Here is a 21,375-nt window from a genome sequence, read left to right as displayed (position 1 = left end):
TGAGCATGACGGCGCAATTTCAACATGTGTCGGTATTGATGGCAGAAACGCTAGACGCACTTGCAATCAATCCACAAGGCATATACATCGATGGCACATTTGGTCGAGGTGGTCATTCAGGGCAAATTTTGTCACGTTTGGGTGAACACGGTCGCCTTCAGGCCATTGATCAGGATCCGCAAGCCATAGAAGCAGCGAAAAAATTTGCTGATGATAGCCGTTTTTCGATAGCACACTCACGCTTTTCAAATATCAAAGAGGTTGCCGAGCAAGCAGGCCTATTGGGTAAAGTTGATGGTATTTTGCTTGATATAGGTGTGTCTTCACCTCAGTTAGATGACGCACAGCGTGGCTTTAGTTTTATGCATGATGGTCCTTTGGATATGCGTATGGATCCAACTTCGGGTCGCAGCGCTGCGCAGTGGCTTGCTGAAGCTGATATGGAAGATATCACGTTTGTGATTAAAAAGTACGGTGAAGAGAAGTTTGGTCGCCGCATTGCGCATAAAATTGTAGAAACGCGCGTTCATACCCCTATCACAACGACTAAGCAACTTGCTGAGTTGGTCGATGAGGCTGTACCGGTTAAAGACAAACACAAGCATCCCGCAACACGTACTTTTCAGGCGATTCGTATTTACATCAACAGTGAATTAGAAGAAATTCAGACCGCATTACAAGCGTCTTTAGAGGTCTTAAAGCCCGGAGGACGTTTGGTGGTGATCTCGTTTCACTCTTTGGAAGACAGGATAGTGAAACAGTTCATCAAGAAGCAGAGTAAGGGAGAGGTGATGCCCAGAGGTCTGCCTTTAACGGATGCACAACTTAAACAAAACCTGACGTTAAAGGCAGTGGGCAAAGCCATTAAACCAAGTGCAAAAGAAGTTGCAGAAAACCCAAGAGCAAGAAGCTCAGTGTTAAGGGTGGCGGAAAAACTGTAATGAGTAAGCATATAGACAGACAGCCAAAACTATTCGTTGAGATTATTCAAGGGCTACTTGCTAACAAGTTGACCCTATTTTTGCTGCTATCTATTTTTGTTACCGCTTTGGCTGTTGTTCAGGTGACACACCTAACCAGAGCACAGTTGATCAGTCAGGATGAATTATTGCAACAACGAGATGAATTGGACTTGGAGTGGCGTTATCTACTCGTTGAAGAAGAGTTTTATTCACAGCACGCGCGCATTGAAGAAATAGCGAAAACCCAACTTAATATGAAGCGTCCAACCAGTAAAGATGAACAAGTGGTGGTGTTACAGTGAACAATAGAGGGAAAGTAGTCACGAGCCTAATCACCTGGCGTTTTGCTTTGGTATGTTGTTTATTGGTTTTGGTATTTCTTACGTTAGTAGCTCGTGCTGCATATTTACAGGTGATTGAGCCGGATAAAGCGCGCGAAGAGAACGCAAAACGCACGGTAAGGGTAGAAAAACTCAAAGTTCAGCGTGGTATGATTTTTGACCGAAATGGAAAAGAGCTGGCTGTGAGTGTGCCTGTGGTTAGTGTGTATGCGGACCCATTAGCGCTGGACAAATCTATCGCACAAAAAGTGTTAAAAGCTGCCCGTAAAAGTGGTGAAGACTACAAAGCACTGGCAGATAACGAACAAGAAATGGTACGTCGTAAACAGCAGTGGTATGAGAATGAATTGCGTTGGCGAGAATTGGCAGATGTACTCCAAATTAAAACTTCGGAAGTAGACTCTCGTTTACGTAACGACCCAAGCAGGCGTTTTGTTTACTTAAAGCGTCAGGTAACACCCGCTGTTGCTAATTATATTCGCCAGCTTAGGCTTCCTGGTATCCACTTACTGGATGAGTCAAAGCGTTTTTACCCAAGTGGCGAAGTGACCGCTCACATACTTGGGTTTACCAATATTGATGGTAAAGGAATTGAAGGCGTTGAACGCTTATTTGAAACTGCGCTGACTGGTGCAGAAGGCAGGCGCACAATCCGTAAGGATGCGCAGGGCCGAGAAGTGCAGGTACTTTCTGAAGAACAACGTGTAGAGCCTGAGAATATTGAGCTGAGTATTGATTTGCGTATTCAAGCTATCGCTTATCGTGCATTAAAAAGTGCTGTGCTTAGTTATAAAGCCACCTCTGGGTCGGCGATGGTAGTTGATGTAAAAACTGGGGAAGTGTTGGCAATGGTAAACAGCCCAAGCTTTAACCCCAATGATATGAGTGATGCGGCTCCTTACAAACGAAGAAACCGTGCTATTACCGATTTATTTGAACCAGGTTCAACTTTAAAACCGCTGGCTGTACTGGCTGGTCTTGATTATGGCGCCATAGATGCACAAGACACTATTGATACCTATCCAGGTTGGATGCGTCTAGGTGGCAGTCTAGTGCAAGATACACGTAATAATGGCGAAATGACTTTACGTGAAATATTGAAGATATCCAGCAACATGGGGGTGGCGAAAATCAGTCAGATGCTGCCCAAAGATTATATGGTTGGGCTGTACCAAAAAGTGGGTTTTGGTGAAGACACTGGCACCATGATGGTTGGTGAAAGTAGTGGTCTATTTTATCCTAATCGACGCTGGTCAGATTTTGAAATTGCGACATTAGCTTATGGTTATGCGGTATCAGCGAGTACAGCTCAGATAGCGCGTTTGTATTCCGTATTTGGCTCTGGCGGAATGCTACGTCCATTGACAATTTTAAAGCAAAAAAGCCCACCCGAGGGAGAGCGTATTTTTGCACAAGAAGATGTACGTGCGGTGGTTGAGATGATGGAATCGGTGTTTGAAAGAGGCGGCACTGCGGAAAACGTCAAAGTGGATGGTTATCGTGCAGCTGGTAAAACAGGGACTTCAAAAAAAGCGATTGCAGGCGGTTATGGAGATGAATATGTTGGGTATTTTGCGGGCATAGCACCGGTAAGCGACCCTCGCCTAGCAGTCGTTGTGATGGTAAATGAACCCGGTGGTGATGTGTATTATGGTGGCCATACATCGGGCCCAGCCTTCGCTGAGATCATGTCCAATGCGTTACGTATTTTAAATGTTGCGCCAGACAAAGAGCGTGTAGCTTACATTTCGGAGCCAGGTAATGAGTCGTGATATTAGCCAAGTGTTGAGCTCTTTCAATGTACAATGCGCAAGCATTGTGGTGGCGCACTTGCGATTGGATAGCCGACAGGTAAATGAAGGTGATGCATTTATTGCATTGCGAGGTCACCATCAAAACGGTGAAGATTATATCCCGTCAGCTTTTGAACGTGGTGCTGTGTGCGTGATAATAGATGAAAGCTGTGACGTCAACGTTGCTGAGCAGCGACTTATTCGTGTGCCAGATCTTAGCAGTCATATCGCCCGTATCGCTGCAAAGTTTTATCAATATCCGAGTAAGCAGATGTGCACGATTGGGGTAACAGGCACCAATGGTAAATCTACAACGACCACCATGATAGCCAACTTGGCAAAACATTGTGCTCACCCATCTGCAATTATCGGGACTTTGGGTTACGGTCAACCCGATGCGTTGACGCCACTGGCCAATACCACACCTTCAAATGTAGATTTGCAACGCATCTTAGCGCAGCTTGGTCAGAGTAATGAGCTGGTAGCGATGGAAGTATCTTCTCATGGCTTAGTACAAGGTCGATTGGATGAAACAGCCTTTGATGTGGCGGTATTTACCAACCTTTCGCGAGACCACTTGGACTATCACACAGACATGACAAGCTATGCACAAGCCAAGTTATCCTTATTCCAACATCACAAACCAGAATTTAGCGTACTTAATGCCGATGACGAATATGCCAAGCAGTGGCTAGATAAATACTCATTCAACAATCTAGTTGTATACGGGAAAAAGCCTGAAAATCATGCTTTTAAAAACTTCGTATGGTTTGATGGTGTAACGTGTGATGCGTTAGGTTTTGAGGTTAAGATCAGCAGTAGCTGGGGTGAGGGCAAGTTACGTGCGCCACTGTATGGTTTATTTAACGTTTATAATTTAGTGGCGGCGATCGCAACTTTGTTGACACAAGGGTTTGAATTTGAGCAGTTACTGGCTGCTTCACAGAAGCTCGAACCTGTCGCAGGGCGCATGCAAGCGTTTCGTGCGGACGATAAACCGATCTGTATTGTGGATTATGCACATACACCCGAAGCGTTGGAGTTAGCGTTACAAGCCTTGCAACAACATGTACCTGGCAACGTGATGTGTGTGTTTGGTTGTGGTGGTGATAGAGATAAAGGCAAACGGCCTTTAATGGCACAGGCTGTAGAGCGTCATGCCGATCAATTAGTAATAACTAGCGACAATCCACGCAGTGAAGACCCCCAAAAAATAATTGATGATGTTAAGGCTGGACTCAGCAATCCGCAGTATGCTGTGTGCAAAGTTGATAGGGCTGAGGCCATCCGTTATGCCATTGAGCATGCACCGATAGACGGTGTAGTGCTTATCGCGGGTAAAGGGCATGAAGATTATCAAATCATAGGAGACCAACGTCTGCCTTTTTGTGACAGACGTTATGTAGAAGCAGTTTTACGGGAGAAAAGTGCATGATCAAAGTAGATTTGGCTTGGCTTGCAGCGGTACTTGATACTCCCTTAAGTGGGGAAAATTTGGCGATTGCCAATGTCAACACAGATACCCGAACCATCAATAATAATGAAGTATTTCTCGCACTTAGAGGACCAAACTTTGATGGTCACAATTTTGTTGAACAAGCGAGAAAAAGAGGAGCAATAGCAGCGATTGTCGACACCCCTGTTGCCTGTGATATCACGCAGTTAGTTGTGCCAGATACGCGTTTAGCATTAGGGAAAATTGGCAAAGCAGTTATTGAGCGTGTCGCACCTAAAACCATAGCAATAACCGGCAGTGTTGGTAAAACGACCGTTAAAGAAATGTGCGCAGCTATTTTAGCGCGTAAAGGTAAGGTGTTGGCAACAAAAGGTAACTTTAATAACGATATTGGTGTACCACTGACTTTAATTCGTCTTTGTGAAGACGATGAGTTTGCTGTTATTGAGCTAGGAGCAAACCACATAGGTGAAATCGCCTACACCACGTCACTTACTAGTCCAGATGTTGCTGTTGTATGCAACGTTGCCCCTGCACATATTGAAGGGTTTGGTTCTATTGAAGGTGTTGGCATAGCGAAAGGAGAGATCTTTTCTGGATTAAAATCAGGTGGTGTTGCTGTTCTAAATTGCGACTGTGAATTTGTTGATATGTGGCGAGAGGGTTTACATGACGTGACAACTAAACGTTTCTCTCGTCAGCAAAACTTAGATATCTGGGCGGAAGGTGTTCACTTGAATGACACCGCCCATGCCAGCTTTTTACTTTGTACTGATTCTGAAAAGGTCCCCGTACAATTGGCCCTACCTGGTGAGCACAATGTCACTAATGCCGTTATTGCTGCAGCTTTAACTACTGAGTTGGGGGCTACATTAGGTGATGTTGCTGCGGCGCTTGAGAGCATGGCTCCTGTTAAAGGGCGCGTAAATCTAATTAAAGCGTCAGACAAGCTCAATGTCATAGATGACACCTATAACGCTAATGTTCGTTCGGTAAAAGCAGCTATCGACCTACTGATGCAGATGCCTGGATACCGTATTTTGGCGCTTGGAGATATGGGAGAGCTTGGTGAACAAGCGCGTGAATATCATCAAGAAGTTGGAGAATATGCGCAGCAACAGGGAGTGGATGCATTGTATTCATTGGGTGTGCTGAGTCGCTATAGCAGCGATGTGTTCGCCCAGCCTGAGCGACACTTCTCAACAAGAGAGCATTTATTAGAGGCATTACAACAAACATTAAAAACGCAGGACGGGGTATGTACTGTGTTGGTTAAGGGCTCTCGAAGCTCACGTATGGAATTATTAGTCAAAGATTTAGTAGGCAGTGACCATAACTCAGGCACTGATGGGGCCTCAGCATGTTAGTTTGGTTAGCAGAATATTTAACTCAGTATTACAGTGGCTTTAACGTCTTTTCATACTTGACGCTAAGAGCGATTCTGGGGATTTTAACAGCTCTATTCATTTCTTTATATTTTGGCCCGAAGTTGATTGTGGCTTTGCAAAAAATGCAAATAGGTCAAACGGTACGTGATGACGGTCCACAATCTCATTTGTCGAAGTCAGGGACTCCGACCATGGGCGGTTTATTGATATTGGCAGCTATTTTTACCAGCACCCTATTGTGGGGAGATTTGGATAATAAATACGTCTGGGTGACCTTATTTGTGGTTGGAAGTCTAGGGATCGTAGGTTTTGTTGATGACTATCGCAAAGTGATCCGCAAAGACAGTAAAGGTCTGATCGCTAGGTGGAAATATTTTTGGCAGTCTGTGATTGCGATTTCGGTTGCAAGCTTTATGTATTTTACTTCTCATTCAGCGGCAGAAACCACTTTAGTGGTGCCATTTCTAAAAGAAGTCATGCCGCAGCTGGGGTTGTTCTATTTAGTGATGTGTTATTTTGTTATTGTGGGCACATCTAACGCAGTGAATCTTACCGATGGCCTAGATGGATTGGCAATTGTGCCGACTATTTTGGTGGCGTCAGCGCTGGCAATCATCGCGTATTTAACAGGTAATGTTAATTTCTCAAATTACTTACACATTCCACATATCCCCTTGGCCAGTGAATTAGTCGTGGTCTGTACTGCGATTGTCGGTGCAGGGCTTGGGTTTTTATGGTTTAACACTTATCCGGCGCAAGTGTTTATGGGAGATGTTGGTTCTCTCGCGTTAGGTGGAGCATTGGGTATTATCGCTATTTTGGTTCGTCAAGAGCTGGTATTGATGATCATGGGTGGCGTATTTGTGATGGAAGCCTTATCGGTGATCCTGCAAGTTGGTTCTTACAAGTTGCGCGGGCAGAGAATATTCCGCATGGCACCTATACACCATCACTATGAATTAAAAGGATGGCCAGAGCCGCGCGTGATTGTGCGCTTCTGGATTATTTCTATTGTTTTGGTTCTAGCTGGGCTAGCTACGTTGAAGATTAGGTAATGCAGTATTTAAATGCCATAAGAAATAAAAAGATTACGGTGCTTGGGCTGGGTGTAACTGGTTTGGGCATTGTACGCTTTTTGCTGTCCCATAACATTGTCCCACGGATAGTGGATAGCCGCCCTGTGCCTCCAGGGGCACAGTGGCTTGCCGATAACGAGCCTGACTGTGAAGCGGTGTTTGGCCCCTTGGCTGAGGCTGGCCTATCAAGTGCAGACATGATAATTATCAGTCCAGGGATCGCTTTATATGAAGCTACTGTAGCGCAAGCGATTGCCGATGGTGTTGAGGTGATAGGTGATATAGAACTATTTGCACGTCTAAATGATAAGCCTGTTGTTGCGGTAACGGGCTCTAACGGCAAATCCACTGTTGTGACGTTAGCATCTCAAGTTCTAAGTGAAGCTGGAATGAAAGTCGGGTTGGGTGGCAATATTGGTACTGCTGCGCTTGATCTATTAGGCCAAGATTTTGATGTATTTGTGCTTGAGCTATCTAGTTTTCAGCTAGAGACCACCCATAGCTTAAAATGTGCCAGCGCAATGATTTTGAATATTACCGAAGATCATATGGACCGCTATCCAGACTTTTCGGCATATTGTGAAGCTAAACAGCGCATTTATCAGCATACAGATCATTTGGTATTCAATGCCAAAGACGAAAATACATTTAATAACCGTCAGCAAGGTGTAAGTGTCGCACTGGATAATGCCGACTACCAGCTTGTAACGCACGATGGTGAGAGCTATTTTGCGGCACATGGCAAAGCGTTGCTACCAGTCTCGTGTATGAAGCTACAGGGTAAGCATAATCAATTCAATGCGTTGGCTGTTATGGCTTTGCTCGCGCCATTCTCGTTGCCGCTTAGTGCATTTGAACAGACTTTTAGCAAATTTATGGGGCTTGCACACCGTTGCCAACTTGTCGCTGATTATCATGGCATTAAGTATTTTAACGATTCAAAGGCTACAAATGTCGGTGCGACGGTTGCAGCTTTGGAAAGCTTAGCAACTAGTGAAGGTAAGCTTATTCTGATTGTTGGTGGGGATGCAAAAGGTGCCGATCTTACTCCACTGATTGAGCCTATGAGCAAATATTGCAAAGCGATATATGGCTTTGGTAAAGATGGCTCGTTGTTTTTATCTTTACACCGTAACAGCCATTTAGTTGCAACATTAGAAGATGCGGTTAAACAAGCACAAGCAATCGCCTGCAATGGTGACTGTATTTTACTTGCACCTGCGTGCGCCAGTATCGACATGTATCCGAATTATATGGCTCGAGGTGAAGAGTTTTGCCGTCTAGTTGAAGAGGTGACGAGATGCTAGCACTGTCACAACTGAGCCTAAACTTTCAACTTAAGCAGTCTAATGCGCTATACGACATTCCTTTGCTGTATGCCATGTTGTGCTTGTTGGGAGTAGGGTTTGTGATGGTAACCAGTGCATCAATGCCGGTGGCAGAAAGGTTATTTAATAATCCATACCACATTACAATTCGCCACGCGGCGTTTTTGTGTATGGGATTTGTGTTGTTTTGGATCAGTACCAGTGCACCAATGACGTGGTGGAAACGATGCAACCCCTATCTGCTGCTTTTTGGATTAGGCTTGCTGGTGTTGGTACTGTTGATAGGCCGTGAAGTAAATGGCTCTAAACGTTGGATCCCTGTAGGGCCTGTGGGCATTCAAGCCGCTGAGTTAGCGAAGCTTTTTTTCTTTAGCTATATCGCGGGCTATCTGGTACGTAAACGGGAAGAAGTACAAGAGAACTTAAAAGGCTTTGCTAAGCCTATCGCGGTATTTTCTGTATATGCATTTTTAATCTTGATGCAACCAGACTTAGGCACCGTAGTGGTTATGTTTGTAACTACTGTGGGGTTATTATTTTTAGCTGGTGCCAAGTTATGGCAGTTCTTTGCCCTAATTCTCACCGGTATTTTATTAGTGGTATTACTGATTATTTTTGAGCCCTATCGAATGGCCCGAGTTGTTGGCTTCTTGGAGCCTTGGGACGACCCTTTCGGTAAAGGGTATCAGTTAGTGCAATCACTTATGGCGTATGGACAGGGTGGATGGTTTGGTCAAGGTTTGGGCAACAGCGTGCAAAAATTGCAGTACCTTCCTGAAGCGCATAATGATTTTATTTTTGCAGTCATAGCGGAAGAGCTCGGTTTTGTCGGCGTGGTAAGTATTATCCTGTTGCTGAGCACCTTAGTGTTTAGGGCATTGTTGATAGGTCAAAAAGCGCTCAAGGCAGGCAAAGAATATGAAGGCTATTTTGCACTGGCGATTGGTATTTGGTTTGCGTTTCAAACCATGGTGAACATTGGTGCCAGTGCCGGTATTTTGCCAACCAAAGGATTAACGTTACCTTTTGTTTCCTATGGTGGTTCCAGTTTATTGGTGATGATAGTTGCTGCGGGAGTATTACAACGCGTGGATTTTGAAACCAAGATGGCGAGCAAACAAGCAACGTCGAGAAGTGGTTCTCGAGGAGGTAAACGATGAGTAAGCGTTTACTGGTTGCGGCAGGCGGGACCGGAGGACATATATTTCCAGGCGTTGCGGTTGGCAATGAATTAAAAGCTCAAGGCTGGGAAGTTACTTGGATTGGTACAGAAGACCGTATGGAAGCCCAGGTGGTGCCAAATAATGGTTTTGAGATTGATTTTATAAAGGTACAGGGGTTACGTGGAAACGGCATAAAGCGTCTTATTAAAGCTCCTTTTATGGTGATCAAAGCGATTTTGTCTGCTCTGCGGGTGATTAAACAGCGCCGACCAGATGTGATACTAGCTATGGGCGGATATGTCACGGGCCCTGTTGGGATTGCTGCAAAACTGACGGGAACACCTTTGCTGATCCATGAGCAAAATGCTGTGGCTGGTCTGAGCAATAGGTTACTGTCGAAAATAGCAGATAAGGTGTTGGCGGCTTTCCCAACTGCTTTTGCACCAAACAAAGCGCAAATTGTGGGTAACCCGGTCCGTCATGCGGTGGCAAACTTGAACCCTAAAGCAGTATCGAAGCAAATCAATTGCTTAGTGGTCGGCGGGTCACTCGGTGCCAAAATTTTTAACGAAATGTTGCCTGCTGTGTTTGCGCAGCTCGTTACTAGTGCCGCACTTCCTTTGGCTATCAGGCATCAAAGCGGTAAAGGCCACAGTGAACAGTTGGTAAAGCTGTATGCTCAAGAGAATATAGACGCTTCGGTTGCTGAGTTTATTGATGATATGGATGCGGCCTATGAGTGGGCTGATATTGTCATTTGCCGTGCGGGTGCATTGACCGTCAGTGAAGTCGCTGCAGCAGGGAAAATGGCGTTATTTGTGCCTTATCCTCACGCGGTGGATGACCATCAAACAGCTAATGCTGCATATTTGGTGGATCAACAAGCGGCATTACTGCTACCGCAAAGTGAGCTCTGCGTAGAGTCGCTTTGTGCATTGTTATTACCGTTTGTACAGCAGCCTGAGCAAATTGAACAGCTGGCAATACGCGCTAAGCAACTAGCAAAATTAGATGCCACTTCAGCAGTGGCAAAAGTATGTGAGCAATTAAGCTCCTGAATTTGAACTTATTGATACTAAAGAGTAACGCGTGAAAGAAACCAGTAATCGTCGAGCTATGAGAAGAATTAACACCATACACTTCATTGGTATAGGTGGAGCCGGTATGGGCGGCATAGCGGAAGTACTAGCATATGAAGGATATCGCATCACAGGATCTGATATTGCGAAAAATGCGATGACAGAGCGGTTATTGAAAGCGGGCGCAGAAGTATTTATCGGTCACCACGAAAACAATATTAAAGATGCTAATGTGGTGGTGGTGTCTAGTGCTATCGATGAACAAAATCCGGAAATTATCGCGGCCAAAGCGGCACGTATACCGATAGTAAGACGTGCAGAAATGCTCGCCGAACTCATGCGTTTTCGTCATGGCATCGCCATTGCGGGCACCCATGGTAAAACGACAACAACCAGTTTGATTGCCAGCATATTTGCTCAGGCAAAACTAGACCCAACGTTTGTGATCGGTGGGTTGCTAAACAGTGCCGGCACTAATGCGAAATTGGGAACCGGTGATGTGTTGATAGCAGAGGCAGATGAGAGCGATGCGTCATTTTTGCATTTACAACCTATGGTCTCGGTGATCACAAATATTGAAGCTGATCATATGGATACATATGATGGTGACTTTGAAAAAATGAAAGACACCTATGTGGATTTTATCCATAATTTGCCATTTTACGGTTTGGCGGTGGTGTGCATAGACTCAGAAGTGGCTGCAAATTTGATCCCACGTTTTGCTCGTCCAACGATCACTTATGGTGAATCAGGATTTGCGGATTATCGCATGGAAAACTTCAAGCAAACCGTAAGTAGCAGTGAGTTCACCGTGGTAACCAAAAAAGGTGAAGCCATTGAAGTTAAGTTGAACATGCCGGGCAGACATAATGCTTTAAATGCCACCGCAGCTATTGCGGTTGCAAAAGATCATGATATTGATAATACGGCAATTTTAGCAGCGCTTGAGAAATTTGAAGGTATTGGCAGACGTTTTCAGCATTATGGTGAGTTTGATAATGAGCGCGGTAGAGTAATGTTGGTTGATGATTATGGCCATCATCCTTCAGAGGTAGCTGTAACTATTCAGGCAGCGCGTGCAGGGTGGGCTGATAAGCGATTAGTGATGATCTATCAACCACATCGTTATACTCGGACCCGCGACTTGTATGAGGACTTTGTTAAAGTGCTTTCAGAAGTTGATCAATTGATACTACTGGATGTATACAGCGCTGGTGAAGCGCCGATTGTGGGGGCGGATAGCAAGAGCCTATGCCGCAGCCTGCGTCAGCGTGGTGTTGAGCCAATCCATGTTGCTGACCATGCTGAGCTGTCTGCAATATTGGCAGAGACGTTACAAGACAATGATCTGGTTATTACGCAAGGTGCGGGTAACATCGGTCAAATCGTTAAACAATTAGCTGCTACTAAAATGTCGGTGGCGGCACTACAGCAAGGTGATGCATGAACACGTTTGGAAAAGTAGCGGTATTGCTGGGCGGCAGTTCAGCTGAACGTGAGGTGTCGTTAAAGTCTGGCGAAGCTGTACTCAATGGTTTATTGAGTGCGGGAGTAGATGCAATTGCTTTTGATCCGGCAGAGAGAAACCTGTGGGAGTTGAAAAGTTTGTCTGTTGAACGTGTGTTTATCGCGCTACATGGGCGAGGTGGTGAAGATGGTACCATCCAAGGTGCTCTGGAATATATGGGTATTCCTTACACCGGAAGCGGCGTATTGGGCAGTGCGCTTGCAATGGACAAAGTACGCTGTAAACATTTATTCAAGTCAGCCAAACTCAGCACCGCTGCGTATGCGGTGGTTGATGCGAACGCCGGGTTTGATGCCGATGCCATCATGAAAGAATTTGGTAAAGTCATGGTTAAGCCCTCGCATGAAGGCTCAAGTATTGGCATGGCGCAAGCGAACAACGCGCTGGAACTAACTACAGCATTAACCAACGCCTTCAAATTTGATGAACAAGTTTTGGTTGAGCAATGGATCACTGGGCGAGAGTTCACTGTAGCAATGCTCGGTGATGAAGCGTTACCTGTGATTGAAATGAAAACGCCGCGAGGGTTTTATGACTACGAAGCAAAATATCAAGTAAATAGTACCCAGTATTTTTGTCCTGCGGATATTTCACAAGCACATACTGCTCAATTGCAGATAATGGCCAAACATGCTTTTGAGTTAGTCGGTGCAAACGGTTGGGGACGAGTTGATGCGATGCAAGATGAAAATGGTCATTTTTACTTGCTGGAAGTGAATACGGTACCTGGCATGACGCAAAAGTCATTGGTGCCGATGGCGGCAAAAGCACAGGGCATAACTTTTGAGCAATTAGTTGTTCGCATTTTGGAGCAAACGCTTTAAGATGCGTGCATTTTTTGAAAAAGCCAAACAAATAAACCAGCGCTTGAATTGGTCGTTGCTGCTGGGAGTAGGCTTTTTCATCTTGGTGATAGTTTGTGTAGTGCGAGGTACATATTGGGTCAGCGATTGGTTGGTTGAGCACAAAGATGCACAAATCAAGCAATTAACTGTTCTGGGTGAACCGCAATATACAAAAGAAGCGGATATTATCGCGGCGATTAAACAAGTAGATTTGAGTAGTTACTTTGAGCTCGATGTGCAATCTGTGCACAGTAAAGTTAAAGCGCTACCTTGGATTGCACATGTTTCGGTGCGAAAGCAATGGCCAGATCAGCTACAGGTTTATGTCGTAGAGCATACCCCCGTTGCGGTTTGGAATAGTGATCTGTTACTGAATAAGCACGGTGAGGTATTTCAGGCGCAAAGTGATTTGGTGAGTACACAGTTACCTCAGCTATACGGACCTGAAGGTAGTGAGCAAGAAGCATGGCGGACATTTCTACAGTTTAAAGACATGTTGAATGTGAATGACTTCAAACTGGTTAGCTTAGCGCTTTCAGAGCGTTTTGCTTGGCAGCTATGGCTAGATAGTGGGATCCGATTAAATTTGGGTCGTGAAAAAATAGCGAAGAGAGTGCAAAGATTTATTGATGTCTATCCGAAAATGCGAGCACCAGAGGGCGCGGCGATAGATGTGATAGACCTGCGTTACGATATCGGGCTTGCGGTAAGCTGGAAGTATCCGCAAGAACAAGAACAACAAAGTAAGAGTGAAGCATGACTAAGTCAGCAGAAAGAAACCTAGTGATAGGGTTAGATGTAGGTACTTCAAAGGTGGTTGCGACTGTTGGCGAAATCACCGCAGATAATCAGCTTAGTATTGTGGGGGTAGGTAATCAGATCTCCCATGGTATGGATAAAGGTGGTGTGAATGATCTAAATCTCGTTTCTGAGTCTATTCGTCGTGCAATTGATGAAGCTGAACTAATGGCTGATTGTCGAATTAGCTCAGTGTATTTGGGTATCTCAGGTAAGCATATCCAATGTCAAAATGAAAGCGGTGTAGTGGCTATCAATAACGCAGAAGTGAGCGATGATGATATAGCGAATGTGATTCATATAGCGCGTTCAGTGCCAATTTCAGCTGAACGAAAAATGTTACACTCATTGCCTCAGGAATATAGCATTGACATGCAAGAAGGCATCAAAAACCCGCTCGGTATGAGTGGGGTAAGAATGGAAGCCAAAGCGCATATTATTACGTGCTCAAATGATATGGCAAAGAATTTGGAAAAATGTGTTGAACGCTGTGGTTTGCAGGTGGATCAATTGACGTTCAGTGCATTGGCTTCTTGTTATTCGGTGCTAACGGATGATGAGAAAGAATTGGGTGTTGCCGTTGTAGATATCGGTGGCGGCACTATGGATATTGCTATTTATCTCAATGGTGCACTGCGTCACTCAGCGGTTATCCCTGTTGCAGGTAATCAAGTGACGGGTGATATTGCAAAAATTTTCCGTACTCCTATTTCTCATGCAGAGTCACTAAAAGTACAATATGCATGTGCAAGTAGCCAAATGGCTAGTAACGAAGAAACTATTGAGGTCCCAAGCGTTGGTGGTCGTCCAGCTCGTTTAATGTCAAGACATACATTATCAGAGGTGGTTGAACCTAGGTTCCGCGAGTTATTAGAATTGGCGTTGGAAGAAATCCGTCGCTCGGGTTTTGAGGACCAAATCGCTGCGGGTCTGGTTATTACCGGAGGTAGTGGAAAAATGGCGGGAGCCCTCGAGGTTGCCGAAGATATTTGTCAAATGCCAGTGAGAATTGGCAAACCCATAGGTATCACTGGGTTAACAGATTATGTTAATGATCCTGCATACGCAACGGCGGTAGGTTTGTTACAATACGGCCGAACGCTGCAATCGATGAATGCACAGAAGTCGAAAGCAGAATCGGAAGGAAGTTGGTGGAGCCGAATTACAAAATGGTTCCAAGGTGAGTTTTAAGCTCAAGTCGGAGAGTGAAAATGTTTGATATTATGGAACAACACAGCGAAGAAGCTGTAATTAAGGTCATCGGTGTAGGTGGCGGCGGCGGTAATGCCGTTGAGCACATGGTGAAACAAGAAATTGAAGGTGTTCGTTTTATTGCAGCTAACACGGATGCGCAAGCTTTGCGCAAGTCATCTGCAGATGTAACGGTACAACTTGGTACCCAGATCACATCTGGTTTAGGTGCTGGGGCTAACCCTGAAGTGGGTCGCAAATCAGCGGAAGAAGATATAGAAACTATCAAGTCGGCGCTTGACGGTGCTGATATGGTGTTTATTGCTGCTGGCATGGGGGGTGGTACTGGAACTGGTGCTGCACCTGTGGTGGCTCGAGTAGCTAAAGAGCTGGGTATTTTGACTGTGGCAGTTGTGACTCGCCCCTTCGATCTTGAAGGTAAGAAGCGTATGGCTGCCGCGGATCAAGGCATCGGCGAGTTGTCAGAAATTGTAGACTCACTTATTACAATTCCAAACAACAAATTACTGAAAGTTCTTGGTAAAGGAACTACATTATTAGACGCCTTTGCTAAAGCTAATGATGTCCTATACGGAGCGGTTCAAGGTATTGCAGAGTTGATCACTCGTTCTGGTTTGATCAATGTTGACTTTGCAGACGTGAGAACGGTTATGTCAGCAATGGGAACTGCAATGATGGGAACTGCATCAGCATCGGGCCCAGATAGAGCGCAAGAAGCTGCTGAGGCTGCTATTTCAAGCCCATTGTTAGAAGATGTAGATTTAACAGGAGCAAAAGGCATCCTAGTAAATATTACAGCTGGCATGGATATTACCATTGAAGAGTTCGAAATTGTGGGTAACCATGTTAAGGCGTTAGCTTCTGAAAACGCGACTGTGGTTGTGGGTGCGGTTATTGACCCAGAAATGAGCGAAGAGCTTCGTGTCACAGTTGTTGCAACAGGTTTGGGCGGTGAACGTCGGCCACAGTTTGGCATTGTTGACAGTGGGTTCAAGAAGGTTGTTGGTTCTGATGCGGGAAGTGCGACTCAAGAGAGCACTCAATCTGCTGGTATGTTCGTACCAAGCTTCACGCAGCCGCAAACAGAAACCACGCAAGAAAGCGTGTCAAGTAAAGGCAGCTCAACAACTAGTGGCAGCCACTCTAGTGCTGGTGAAGCAAGTAAACCAAGTGGTAAAGATGCGGATAAAGAGAAAGACAATTATTTTGATATCCCAGCATTTCTGCGTAAGCAGTCAGATTAACATTTGGTTATAGATTAAACGATTGGCAGGTGGTCGTATCTGTGATACAATCCGCCGTCTATGTGTAATATAAAGTGGGCGAAGCTATGATTAGACAACGTACAATTGCCGAAGTTGTTAAAGCAACGGGTGTAGGGCTTCACAAAGGTGAAAAGGTCACGATCACTCTCCGACCTGCGAGTGAAAACACCGGGGTGGTGTTTCGTCGTGTGGATCTTGACCCCGTAGTTGACTTTGAAACTACGCCTGAAGCTGTGGGTGATACCCAGCTATGTACGTGTTTAACGAACAAAGATGGTATTCGTCTTTCGACCACTGAGCACTTGATTGCAGCTGTTGCCGCAATGGGTATTGATAACCTGATTGTGGAGTTAGACAGTGCAGAGGTGCCGATTATGGATGGGAGTGCATTACCATTCATTTATCTATTGCAAAAAGGCGGCATTAAAGAACAAAACGTAGCTAAGCGTTTTATTCGTATCAAAGAGAAAGTGCGTGTTGAAGACGGTGATAAGTGGGCAGAAATCACCCCTTATGATGGCTTTCACATCGACTTTGAAATTGCCTTTGATCACCCCGCAATTAATGACAGTCGTCAACGTATTGCACTTGATATTACAGCGCAGAGTTTCACTGAAGAGATTAGCCGAGCCAGAACTTTTGGCTTTATGAAAGACATTGAGTATATGCATGCAAATAACCTGGCATTAGGTGGTAGTATGGACAACGCCGTTGTACTTGATGACTATAAGGTGTTGAATCCTAATGGCTTGCGTTATGATGATGAGTTTGTGAAGCATAAAATATTAGACTGTGTCGGCGATATGTTCATGGCAGGACATAACATTTTAGGTAAAATTACCTGTTATAAGTCAGGCCACGGCTTGAATAACAAGTTATTACGTACCATCATGGCTACAGATTCCGCATGGGAATGGGCTACGTTTGATGAGCCTGTCGCAATGCCAGCTCCCGGACTGGAAGTCGCCACGGCTTGAAAAAAGAAGCAAAAAAAATGACGCATCAGGCGTCATTTTTTTTGCTTTGTTTTTGTGCATGAGCTGCAAGCTTTAACAGTTTCTCTTGTAGACTAGGTGGGGCATTGGTTGCTAATTCAGTTAATTGAGCTGCCGTTTGCGCACTCATCACACGCCCTGTATTAAGTTCTTTATGTTGTATCGATTGACTATCACGAGGCGTTAAACGTTGTTGTGCTTCAGGGTTGGTTACTACTTTAACTTGTGCACACTCAACCATTCCAGCTTGTCTAAACTTCGATAAAATTTCCATTTTTAAATAGTTGAGTCTAGTTGCTAAGGTTGCAGATGCTGCTTCAATGACGAGCGTACCCTCACGATAGTTGGCAACGCGCGCCTTTTTACTCAAAATAGGGCCTATTGCGTCTTCAAGACAGTGTTGCAGTTGTGCCATCGTTTGTGATTTATGAGTATAATTACTCAATTTATCTGACCACTTGCCCATCAATTCATTGAGTTGTTTTGGATCATAGCGGTTTTTTGCCATAGCGAAATGTAGCCTATTTGCTGATACTAATCTCAGTATAGCGCTGCATCAGACGCAACAGAAGCGTTATTGTACTCTTGAATTATATCAAATCGTACCCATATCTCCGTGTAACCTCGGATACCTTCTTGAGCATTACAGGCAGCTGATTGGCTTAACGTAGCAATTTATGTTTACGTTCCAACCGTTAATTGATAGTAAAACGCGGTTGATTTCATTTCAGTGGTTTGCACACTCGCTGAGTCTGGTATGATAGGGCATAATTTTAACTTCAGGCATTATAGCGAGGTTTAATTAACTTGCTGCCAAAGCGAACAGTGCGGCCTCATATGCCAATAAATAACAATATGGACATGGCGAAGGTCAGCCATCACTAGAGTGAAACGGTTTTAACATGATAGCTAATTTATTTACCAAGATTTTTGGTAGTCGCAACGACCGCACTATTAAAAACTTAAGAAAAACGGTCGCCCTAATCAATGCGTTAGAAGAACAGTACAGCACCCTTTCGGATGAAGAATTAAAAGCCAAAACGGCTGAATTCAGACAGCGTTTTGAGCAAGGTACAAGCTTAGATGATATTTTACCTGAAGCGTTTGCAACGGTCAGAGAAGCGTCTAAACGTGTTTTTAATATGCGACATTTCGATGTGCAAATGATCGGTGGTATTGTTTTACATCAGGGCCGCATATCAGAGATGCGTACAGGTGAAGGTAAAACACTTACAGCGACATTGCCTGCATACTTAAATGGTTTAACCGGAAAAGGCGTCCATGTTATTACGGTAAATGACTATTTGGCTAAGCGTGATGCTGAAACAAATCGCCCATTATTTGAATTTCTAGGCTTAACTGTTGGCTGTAATGTGCCAGGTATGATGCCGCAGCAGAAAAAAGAAGCGTATGCTGCAGACATAACCTACGGTACTAACAATGAATTTGGCTTCGACTATCTGCGCGATAATATGGCATTTAGCATTAGTGAACGTGTACAGCGTCCACTTTATTACGCCGTAGTCGATGAGGTGGATTCAATTTTAATTGATGAAGCGCGTACACCATTGATTATTTCAGGCCCTGCTGAAGATAGCTCTGAGTTATATGCCAAAATCAATACCTTGGTACCGTCTCTTGCGCTGCAAGAAAAAGAAGATGAAGAGGGCGTGGAAGGTGATGGTGACTTTACCCTAGACGAGAAATCTAAACAGGTTCATTTGACTGAACGTGGCCAACTAAAAGTTGAAGAACTATTAATTGAGCATGGCTTGATTGATGAGGGTGACTCGCTTTATTCAGCTGGTAATATCACATTGTTGAGCCATGTTTATGCAGCGCTGCGCGCGCATAAGTTGTATCAAAAAGACGTAGACTATGTTGTAAAAGATAATGAAGTTATCATTGTTGATGAACATACCGGCCGTACTATGGAAGGCCGTCGCTGGTCAGAGGGTCTGCATCAAGCGGTGGAAGCTAAAGAAGGTGTTCGAATTCAAAACGAAAACCAGACACTTGCCTCTATTACCTTCCAGAATTACTTTAGAATTTATGACAAACTGGCTGGTATGACCGGAACCGCAGATACCGAAGCATTCGAGTTTCAGTCAATTTATGGCTTAGATACCGTTGTTATTCCAACTAATAAACCGATGATCCGTGATGATCGCGCTGATTTGGTATATTTGACGCAAGAAGAAAAGTTTGAAGCGATCTTGGAAGATATTCGTGATTGCCAAAAGCGTGGCCAGCCAGTGTTGGTGGGTACAATTTCAATTGAAAGCTCTGAGTATCTTTCTCATTTCTTGACCAAAGAAAAAATAGAGCACAACGTACTAAACGCTAAGTTCCATGCCCAAGAAGCTGATATTGTTGCGGACGCTGGTTTACCAGGTAAAGTGACCATTGCCACAAACATGGCCGGACGTGGTACGGATATTGTGTTAGGCGGTAACTGGCAGTCTGAAGTGGCTAAGTTAGATAATCCATCGGAAGAGCAAATCGCGCAGATTAAAGCAGAATGGGAAAAAACGCATGATGCTGTTATTGCTGCAGGTGGTTTACATATAATTGGTACTGAGCGTCACGAATCTCGTCGTATTGATAACCAGTTACGTGGTCGTTCTGGTCGCCAAGGGGATGCGGGCTCAAGCCGTTTTTATCTGTCGATGGATGATGCTCTTATGCGCATATTTGCTGGTGAGCGTATGACCAACATGATGCGCAAGCTAGGTATGCAGCGTGGTGAAGCGATTGAGCACCCATGGGTAAACCGCGCAATTGAAAATGCACAACGTAAGGTAGAAGCACGTAACTTTGATATTCGTAAACAGCTTCTTGAATATGATGATGTGGCTAATGACCAACGTCGTGTTGTATATGAGCAGCGCAATGAGTTACTCGAAGAAGGCGATATTTCTGAGACGATTACGGCGATCCGTAGCGATGTGTTAAATAGCATAATCGATCAGTTTATTCCACCACAAAGCTTGGCTGAAATGTGGGATATTCCAGGTTTAGAAGAGCGTTTGAAAGCAGACTTCTTAATCGAATTACCAATTGCACAATGGCTGGCTGATGACGAGAAGCTGTACGAAGAGAAACTTCGTGATCGCATCTCTGAAGAAGTTGAATCAGCGTATAAGCAAAAAGAGTTGATGGTTGGACCTGACGTGCTTCGCCAATTTGAAAAAGCAGTAATGCTTCAGAGTTTGGATCAGCATTGGAAGGATCACTTGGCTGCAATGGACCACCTGCGTCAGGGTATCCACTTACGTGGCTATGCACAGAAGAATCCTAAGCAGGAATACAAGCGTGAGTCTTTCGAATTATTCTCTGAGATGTTGGAGAATTTAAAAGTAGACGTAGTAGGTATTCTGAGCAAAGTACAGGTACGTGCAGAGGAAGATGTTGAAAAAGTAGAACAACAACATCGTCGTAGTGAGCAAGCGCCAAGAGAGTATCAACATGCAGATGCTGAGCATGTGGGTGGTGACGTACCACAAGGTTCAGCAGCAGTAGCTGCGCGCACCGAACCTAAGGTTGGTCGTAACGAGCCGTGCCCTTGTCAGTCAGGCAAGAAGTTCAAGCAATGTTGCGGTAAGCTTAAGTAACAAATAAGAAAATAACGAAAAGCGACCATGAGTCGCTTTTTTTTCGGGAGCAGTAATGGAAAAGAAGATAGTCAATGTTGCCGTAGGGGTGATCATGCAAGACAGACAAGTGTTTGTCAGTAAGCGTGCTGAGCACCAGCATCAAGGCGGCTTGTGGGAATTTCCAGGTGGGAAGGTAGAGGCGCAGGAAAGCATTTTTCATGCGCTCAAAAGAGAACTTGCAGAAGAGGTGAACATTACCGTCAATAGTTCACACGCTTTAATGCGTATCGAGCATGACTATGGTGACAAGCAGGTGTGCTTAGATATTCATCTGGTTGAAGATTTTGCAGGAGAGGCTAGAGGGTTAGAAGGGCAGCTTTGTCAATGGGTTAGTATTGATAAGCTTCATGAACTGTCTTTTCCTGAAGCGAACCGAGAAATTGTTTCTAAGTTGCAGTCTGACTTTTAAATGAATATGTACACTATTTGTTACCATTGATTATCGATTTATTAGTTTGTTGAAATTGTTTTCTAGGGACTAAGCAGTTTA

The 21,375-nt window shown here is 44.6% G+C and carries 18 protein-coding genes; 17 read left to right on the top strand and 1 reads right to left on the bottom strand.

Translation table 11 applies throughout. From position 1 onward, the window contains the following. Positions 1–5 precede the first annotated feature (5 nt). The 15 genes from rsmH to lpxC all read left to right on the top strand — a co-directional run bounded on the left by rsmH (position 6) and on the right by lpxC (position 17,211). A complete protein-coding gene (gene rsmH, locus BIW53_RS11445) occupies positions 6–941 on the top strand; it encodes a 16S rRNA (cytosine(1402)-N(4))-methyltransferase RsmH (RefSeq protein WP_070992051.1) in 936 nt (311 codons plus the stop codon). Further along, a complete protein-coding gene (gene ftsL / locus BIW53_RS11440; RefSeq protein ID WP_070992050.1) occupies positions 941–1,264 on the top strand; it encodes a cell division protein FtsL in 324 nt (107 codons plus the stop codon). The genes rsmH and ftsL overlap by 1 nt, the downstream gene beginning before the upstream one ends. Next, a complete protein-coding gene (locus BIW53_RS11435) occupies positions 1,261–3,075 on the top strand; it encodes a penicillin-binding transpeptidase domain-containing protein (protein ID WP_070992048.1) in 1,815 nt (604 codons plus the stop codon). The genes ftsL and BIW53_RS11435 overlap by 4 nt, the downstream gene beginning before the upstream one ends. Then, positions 3,065–4,531: a UDP-N-acetylmuramoyl-L-alanyl-D-glutamate--2,6-diaminopimelate ligase gene (locus BIW53_RS11430; RefSeq protein ID WP_070992046.1), complete on the top strand. Its 1,467-nt coding sequence runs from the start codon at positions 3,065–3,067 to the stop codon at positions 4,529–4,531. The genes BIW53_RS11435 and BIW53_RS11430 overlap by 11 nt, the downstream gene beginning before the upstream one ends. Continuing rightward, positions 4,528–5,919 (top strand): UDP-N-acetylmuramoyl-tripeptide--D-alanyl-D-alanine ligase, encoded by a 1,392-nt coding sequence (locus BIW53_RS11425; RefSeq protein ID WP_070992044.1) that lies wholly within the window; start codon positions 4,528–4,530, stop codon positions 5,917–5,919. The genes BIW53_RS11430 and BIW53_RS11425 overlap by 4 nt, the downstream gene beginning before the upstream one ends. Next, positions 5,913–6,995 carry a phospho-N-acetylmuramoyl-pentapeptide-transferase gene (mraY, locus tag BIW53_RS11420; protein ID WP_070992042.1) on the top strand — a complete coding sequence of 361 codons (1,083 nt, stop codon included), beginning with the start codon at positions 5,913–5,915 and terminating at the stop codon, positions 6,993–6,995. The genes BIW53_RS11425 and mraY overlap by 7 nt, the downstream gene beginning before the upstream one ends. After that, positions 6,995–8,323 carry a UDP-N-acetylmuramoyl-L-alanine--D-glutamate ligase gene (gene murD / locus BIW53_RS11415; RefSeq protein WP_070992039.1) on the top strand — a complete coding sequence of 443 codons (1,329 nt, stop codon included), beginning with the start codon at positions 6,995–6,997 and terminating at the stop codon, positions 8,321–8,323. Before mraY ends, murD begins: the two co-directional genes overlap by 1 nt. Then, entirely contained in the window at positions 8,317–9,504 is a 1,188-nt protein-coding gene (gene ftsW / locus BIW53_RS11410) for a cell division protein FtsW (RefSeq protein WP_070992037.1), read from the top strand. The genes murD and ftsW overlap by 7 nt, the downstream gene beginning before the upstream one ends. Then, the gene (gene murG, locus BIW53_RS11405) at positions 9,501–10,565 is read left to right on the top strand and encodes an undecaprenyldiphospho-muramoylpentapeptide beta-N-acetylglucosaminyltransferase (RefSeq protein ID WP_070992036.1); all 1,065 of its coding nucleotides are present in this window, start codon (positions 9,501–9,503) and stop codon (positions 10,563–10,565) included. The genes ftsW and murG overlap by 4 nt, the downstream gene beginning before the upstream one ends. 58 nt (positions 10,566–10,623) lie before the next feature. Then, entirely contained in the window at positions 10,624–12,033 is a 1,410-nt protein-coding gene (gene murC, locus BIW53_RS11400) for a UDP-N-acetylmuramate--L-alanine ligase (RefSeq protein ID WP_070992262.1), read from the top strand. After that, on the top strand, positions 12,030–12,938 hold the full coding sequence (locus tag BIW53_RS11395) for a D-alanine--D-alanine ligase (RefSeq protein ID WP_070992034.1): 909 nt from the start codon (positions 12,030–12,032) through the stop codon (positions 12,936–12,938). The genes murC and BIW53_RS11395 overlap by 4 nt, the downstream gene beginning before the upstream one ends. A gap of 1 nt (position 12,939) precedes the next feature. Beyond that, positions 12,940–13,719, top strand: coding sequence for a cell division protein FtsQ/DivIB (locus BIW53_RS11390; protein WP_070992033.1), 780 nt, complete (start codon positions 12,940–12,942; stop codon positions 13,717–13,719). Then, positions 13,716–14,948 (top strand): cell division protein FtsA, encoded by a 1,233-nt coding sequence (gene ftsA, locus BIW53_RS11385; protein WP_070992031.1) that lies wholly within the window; start codon positions 13,716–13,718, stop codon positions 14,946–14,948. The genes BIW53_RS11390 and ftsA overlap by 4 nt, the downstream gene beginning before the upstream one ends. Positions 14,949–14,968: 20 nt before the next feature. Further along, positions 14,969–16,213 carry a cell division protein FtsZ gene (gene ftsZ / locus BIW53_RS11380; RefSeq protein ID WP_070992030.1) on the top strand — a complete coding sequence of 415 codons (1,245 nt, stop codon included), beginning with the start codon at positions 14,969–14,971 and terminating at the stop codon, positions 16,211–16,213. 86 nt (positions 16,214–16,299) lie between these two features. Then, the gene (gene lpxC, locus BIW53_RS11375) at positions 16,300–17,211 is read left to right on the top strand and encodes a UDP-3-O-acyl-N-acetylglucosamine deacetylase (protein ID WP_070992028.1); all 912 of its coding nucleotides are present in this window, start codon (positions 16,300–16,302) and stop codon (positions 17,209–17,211) included. Positions 17,212–17,236: 25 nt separating this feature from the next. On the opposite strand, the gene BIW53_RS11370 is transcribed toward lpxC, so the two are convergent. Beyond that, positions 17,237–17,737 carry a DUF721 domain-containing protein gene (locus BIW53_RS11370; RefSeq protein WP_070992027.1) on the bottom strand — a complete coding sequence of 167 codons (501 nt, stop codon included), beginning with the start codon at positions 17,735–17,737 and terminating at the stop codon, positions 17,237–17,239. A 394-nt stretch (positions 17,738–18,131) separates the two neighbouring features. Here BIW53_RS11370 and secA point away from each other — a divergent pair, with 394 nt between their 5' ends. Both secA and mutT read left to right on the top strand, forming a co-directional pair. Beyond that, positions 18,132–20,843, top strand: a complete 2,712-nt coding sequence (gene secA / locus BIW53_RS11365; RefSeq protein WP_070992025.1) for a preprotein translocase subunit SecA — start codon at positions 18,132–18,134, stop codon at positions 20,841–20,843. 55 nt (positions 20,844–20,898) lie between these two features. Beyond that, entirely contained in the window at positions 20,899–21,294 is a 396-nt protein-coding gene (gene mutT / locus BIW53_RS11360; RefSeq protein WP_070992023.1) for an 8-oxo-dGTP diphosphatase MutT, read from the top strand. The last annotated feature ends 81 nt before the right edge of the window (positions 21,295–21,375 follow it).

The organism is Pseudoalteromonas byunsanensis, from assembly GCF_001854475.1.
Classification (GTDB): Bacteria; Pseudomonadota; Gammaproteobacteria; order Enterobacterales; family Alteromonadaceae; genus Pseudoalteromonas; species Pseudoalteromonas byunsanensis.
Note: the sequence above shows the minus strand (reverse complement) of the source record. Positions and strands in the feature narration are given on the sequence as shown.

What these genes read in the sequence shown, in the direction of transcription:
- ftsW (WP_070992037.1), top strand. Translation starts at nt 8,317, where the DNA reads ATGCTAGCACTGTCACAACTGAGCCTAAACTTTCAACTTAAGCAGTCT.
- mutT (WP_070992023.1), top strand. Translation starts at nt 20,899, where the DNA reads ATGGAAAAGAAGATAGTCAATGTTGCCGTAGGGGTGATCATGCAAGAC.
- rsmH (WP_070992051.1), top strand. Translation starts at nt 6, where the DNA reads ATGACGGCGCAATTTCAACATGTGTCGGTATTGATGGCAGAAACGCTA.
- BIW53_RS11395 (WP_070992034.1), top strand. Translation starts at nt 12,030, where the DNA reads ATGAACACGTTTGGAAAAGTAGCGGTATTGCTGGGCGGCAGTTCAGCT.
- ftsA (WP_070992031.1), top strand. Translation starts at nt 13,716, where the DNA reads ATGACTAAGTCAGCAGAAAGAAACCTAGTGATAGGGTTAGATGTAGGT.
- ftsZ (WP_070992030.1), top strand. Translation starts at nt 14,969, where the DNA reads ATGTTTGATATTATGGAACAACACAGCGAAGAAGCTGTAATTAAGGTC.
- ftsL (WP_070992050.1), top strand. Translation starts at nt 941, where the DNA reads ATGAGTAAGCATATAGACAGACAGCCAAAACTATTCGTTGAGATTATT.
- BIW53_RS11390 (WP_070992033.1), top strand. Translation starts at nt 12,940, where the DNA reads ATGCGTGCATTTTTTGAAAAAGCCAAACAAATAAACCAGCGCTTGAAT.
- murG (WP_070992036.1), top strand. Translation starts at nt 9,501, where the DNA reads ATGAGTAAGCGTTTACTGGTTGCGGCAGGCGGGACCGGAGGACATATA.
- secA (WP_070992025.1), top strand. Translation starts at nt 18,132, where the DNA reads ATGATAGCTAATTTATTTACCAAGATTTTTGGTAGTCGCAACGACCGC.
- BIW53_RS11425 (WP_070992044.1), top strand. Translation starts at nt 4,528, where the DNA reads ATGATCAAAGTAGATTTGGCTTGGCTTGCAGCGGTACTTGATACTCCC.
- lpxC (WP_070992028.1), top strand. Translation starts at nt 16,300, where the DNA reads ATGATTAGACAACGTACAATTGCCGAAGTTGTTAAAGCAACGGGTGTA.
- BIW53_RS11370 (WP_070992027.1), bottom strand. Translation starts at nt 17,737, where the DNA reads ATGGCAAAAAACCGCTATGATCCAAAACAACTCAATGAATTGATGGGC.
- murC (WP_070992262.1), top strand. Translation starts at nt 10,624, where the DNA reads ATGAGAAGAATTAACACCATACACTTCATTGGTATAGGTGGAGCCGGT.
- murD (WP_070992039.1), top strand. Translation starts at nt 6,995, where the DNA reads ATGCAGTATTTAAATGCCATAAGAAATAAAAAGATTACGGTGCTTGGG.
- BIW53_RS11430 (WP_070992046.1), top strand. Translation starts at nt 3,065, where the DNA reads ATGAGTCGTGATATTAGCCAAGTGTTGAGCTCTTTCAATGTACAATGC.
- mraY (WP_070992042.1), top strand. Translation starts at nt 5,913, where the DNA reads ATGTTAGTTTGGTTAGCAGAATATTTAACTCAGTATTACAGTGGCTTT.